3 protein-coding genes and 1 pseudogene are annotated in these 3467 nt (G+C 69.1%); 3 read left to right on the forward strand and 1 reads right to left on the reverse strand.

Annotated features, from left to right (window positions below):
- Positions 1–187 precede the first annotated feature (187 nt).
- Positions 188–454, forward strand: a pseudogene (locus tag IEZ19_RS49445) (transposase); the annotation flags it as partial.
- A gap of 211 nt (positions 455–665) precedes the next feature.
- On the opposite strand, the gene IEZ19_RS49450 reads toward IEZ19_RS49445, so the two are convergent.
- Complete coding sequence (locus IEZ19_RS49450) at positions 666–1481, reverse strand: class I SAM-dependent methyltransferase (RefSeq protein WP_189317906.1); 816 nt, start codon at positions 1479–1481, stop codon at positions 666–668.
- A gap of 183 nt (positions 1482–1664) precedes the next feature.
- Here IEZ19_RS49450 and IEZ19_RS49455 point away from each other — a divergent pair, with 183 nt between their 5' ends.
- Together IEZ19_RS49455 and IEZ19_RS49460 are read left to right on the forward strand one after the other, a co-directional pair.
- The gene (locus tag IEZ19_RS49455) at positions 1665–2624 is read left to right on the forward strand and encodes an AraC family transcriptional regulator (RefSeq protein WP_189317907.1); all 960 of its coding nucleotides are present in this window, start codon (positions 1665–1667) and stop codon (positions 2622–2624) included.
- Positions 2625–2764: 140 nt separating this feature from the next.
- Positions 2765–3467, forward strand: a 703-nt coding sequence (locus IEZ19_RS49460; RefSeq protein WP_506005022.1) for a site-specific integrase, incomplete at its 3' end; no start/stop codon positions are given.

Genomic DNA, 3467 nt, shown 5'->3' on the forward strand with positions numbered 1-3467 from the left:
GGCGGAGAACATCCGCGTCATCTGATCCCGGCACCCGAACCGGCCCGGCACCGTACAGGGACGCTGTTGGCGAATTGTGGGCCGTTTCTACGCCCCACCGGTGTCAACCGGTGGGGCGCAGTGCTGCCAGGGGGCTGATGCGGGTGGGAGCGTGCGTTTTCTGACCTAACTGGCCGCTCACATCGCGGACTTCGCCCAGCTCCTGACGCCTCGCGAAGGAAACGCCGACGGGCTCTCACGCTGGATCGTCCAGGCCCGCGCGACCGATCTGCCGCATCTGCTGCACTCCTTCGCCCGGGGGCTGGACCGAGACCGGGACGCAGTGATCGCCGCGCTCACGCTTCCGTACAGCAACGGCCCGACCGAGGGCGTCAACACCAAAACCAAGCGGATCGCGCGCCAGATGCACGGACGATCAGGCTTCATCCTGCTTCGCCACCGGATCCTCCTCGGACAGCGGCACGCTCCGTCATCACCGGGTGTGAGACAGGGCCGTTCAATTGGCAGACCCGTGCCCGATTGTGGTCAGCACAGTAGGCTGTGGAGTCCGGTGATCCCTTGTCGGCACCGGTAGGGCCGACCTGTTGTCGTGCGGATGCCTCCGGACGCCGCATGTCATGCAGCCGTTCCTCCAGGGGCCGTGTCGGTTCCAGCCCACTGCCAGGTCAGTGGGATACCCGCCCGTACGCGATGTTGGCGTGCGCGACGGGGTGGCCGTTCTCTCCCCTTTCCACGAGCCGTACTTCCTCGGCCACCAGCGCCCGGAAGCGGTCGGGGTGGCGGGCGACCGCGGCGCGGTACTGCGGGAACATCCCGAAGAACGGATCGAGCTCGGCCAGAAACGTCTCGGGCGCCGGGGTGGGTGAGTCCACGACGGCCGTCTCGGACTGTACGTCGGTACAGCCTGCCCCCCTCAGAGCCTCCTCGACTTCCGGGCCTTCCAGGTATGCGGTGGTCACAGGGATCTCAAGGGTCCCCACCTCGGGATCGTCCAGGCGCTCGACCGCCCGGGCCAGGGGCAGGAACATAGGCCCTCCGCCCACGGGACGCGCCCAGTGCACGACGCCGATCACGCCCCCGGGTCGCACGACCCGGACCATTTCGGTCAGCGCGGTCATTGTCGCGGGCCCGAAGTACATCACCCCCAGGACCGAAAACGCAGCGTCGAACTCGTCGTCGTCATACAGCAGTTTCGTCGCGTCCATCACCTCGGCGGAGCATCCGGCAAGAGAGCCGAGGCGCTCCGTCAGGCGGTCCACCATCCTTGAGGAGCTGTCGATCGCGCGGACGTGGAGTCCGCGCTCGGCGGCGGCCAGCGCCAGTGCGCCAGTGCCGGCGGCCACGTCCAGAACGGAGGAGCCGGTGCTCGGCGCGATCAGGTCGAGTGCCGCGCTCGCGAGCCGCGCCGAAGTGGGCTCTGCCCATAGCTCGTAGGGGGTGACCAATGTGTCCCAGTAGTGTTCGATCGCCGTATCAGACATGCGTTGTCCACTGCTCCTCTCATGGGGTGCCCCTACGCTCTGCCGTGCGCTGCGGGCCGGTCGTGGACGACCACGACCACCCATCACTTAACCAGCCGCCCGACGACCGGGGCATACGCCAGCGATGCGGCCGCATACGCGTGCGTACAACCGGGGTTGTGCCCGCTACGTATGATCGCCTTCATGGACACTCTCAGTGCGGCACTCGGCAGCGTGCGGGTCGGGCGCGCCCAGGCCTGCTGGGTCAAACAGTCGGGCGCCTGGGGCATGCGCCACCCCTCAATGACGATGAGCGGCTTCCACGTCCTCGTGCGGGGAACAGCCTGGTTGATCACATCCACAGGCCCACCCCGGGCACTCAGGCCGGGCGACGTAGTCCTCGCTCCGTCTGGCGCCGAGCACGGGCTCAGCCACGCGCCGGGTGTACTGCGGAAGTTGCGTCCGGCCGTCCTGCGTGCGAGCGCACCGGGTGACGAACCGTCCGACGTGGCATTCCTCTGCGGCGCATACTGGCTCGATCACGGGACGATCCATCACTACCTCCGAGCGCTGCCGGACGTTATCGTGATCTCGCCGGACTACGACCGGGATGTGCAAGTGCGGTCGTTGGTCGACATGCTCGGTGCGGACGTGTCCGACGCCAGGCCGGGTTCCTCGGTGACCCGTCCCGCGCTGCTGGATCTGCTGCTGACCCATGTCCTGCGTCAGTGGCTGGAGCAGGACCACGAGGCGGACCGGCCGGATACCAACGATCCGGTGATCGCCGCCGCGCTACGCGAGATCCACACCAGCCCGCACCAGGCATGGACGGTGCAGCGGCTCAGCGAGGCCGTGGGCATCTCGCGAACGGCACTGACCAAACGGTTCACCTCCGTAGTCGGCAAACCGCCGATGACGTATCTGACCTCATGGCGTCTGACCTGCGCGGCCCGCCTGCTCAGGGAGACTGACGCCCCTCTGGCGGCGGTCGCCCGGCAGGTCGGCTACTCAACGGCCTTCGCCTTCGGGGCCGCTTTTCGCCGTGAGTACGGAATTCCTCCTGGGCGCTTCCGCGATCTCGATCCTGCATACGCCTCCGGGCGTTTTCAAGATCCCGCTTCCGCACACGACTCGGCAAGCGCCAGCCCGCCGTCACCTGATTGACATCCCCTCCCCCTGAGGGGTGGGTGTCCCGCCTACCGCACCGCGGTGAGCACTGTCGGCTCGGCGGCCGTCCACTTCGCTCCGGCCAGCAGCTTCGCGCGGGGGTCGCCCCAGCGGTTGCTGTCCGCTCCGGCACCCTCGTGACGTTCGTGGAATGGTGCTGGCACCAGCCCGCTCGGCCGCCCAAGCCCGCCCGGCTGCCCCGGCCCGGCCGGGAGCCGGGGAAGCTCGCCGTCCCCTCCACCATCGACCGCTGCCTGTCCGGGCTGGTCGTCATCGCGCGCCGCCAGCTCAAGCTGCAGCTGCAGGAGCCCGTCGCCGAGGAGGCCCGCGCTCTGCTTCGGGGGACGGTCAAGGAGACGGAGAAGGCCGGACAGATGCGCGGCCGGGACCCGGCGCCGGACCTGCTCGTGCGGCACATGGAGAAGGTCGCCGCCACCCTGCCGCGCAACCGGTTCGGGGGGCGGGACCTCAGCCTGACGGCGATGCACTTCGCCATCGCGGGCCGCGAACAGGAACTGGCCTGTCTCCGGGTGCGCGACATCGCCGGGGACTCCGAGGGCCGGGGGCTCATCGTGGATGTCCGGGTGTCCAAGGTGGCCCCCCGCACGGTCGAAGTGCCCTACGGCTCACGAGCCCGTCTCTGCCCGGTCCGCGCATGGTGCCGCTGGAAGCAGGAGCCGGGCGAGGACGCCGGCCCGGACAGCTTCGCCTGCCGGGCCATGCACAACCGATGGAAGACCGTCCTCAAGAGCGGACTCGGCCCCGTGACCATGGGCGACGTCCTGACCCGCATTGGCGCCCGCGCCGGACTGGACATCCGGCCCACCGGGCAGAGTCCCC

The organism is Streptomyces brasiliensis (genome assembly GCF_014647875.1).
In the GTDB taxonomy this organism is placed as follows: Bacteria; Actinomycetota; Actinomycetes; order Streptomycetales; family Streptomycetaceae; genus Streptomyces; species Streptomyces brasiliensis.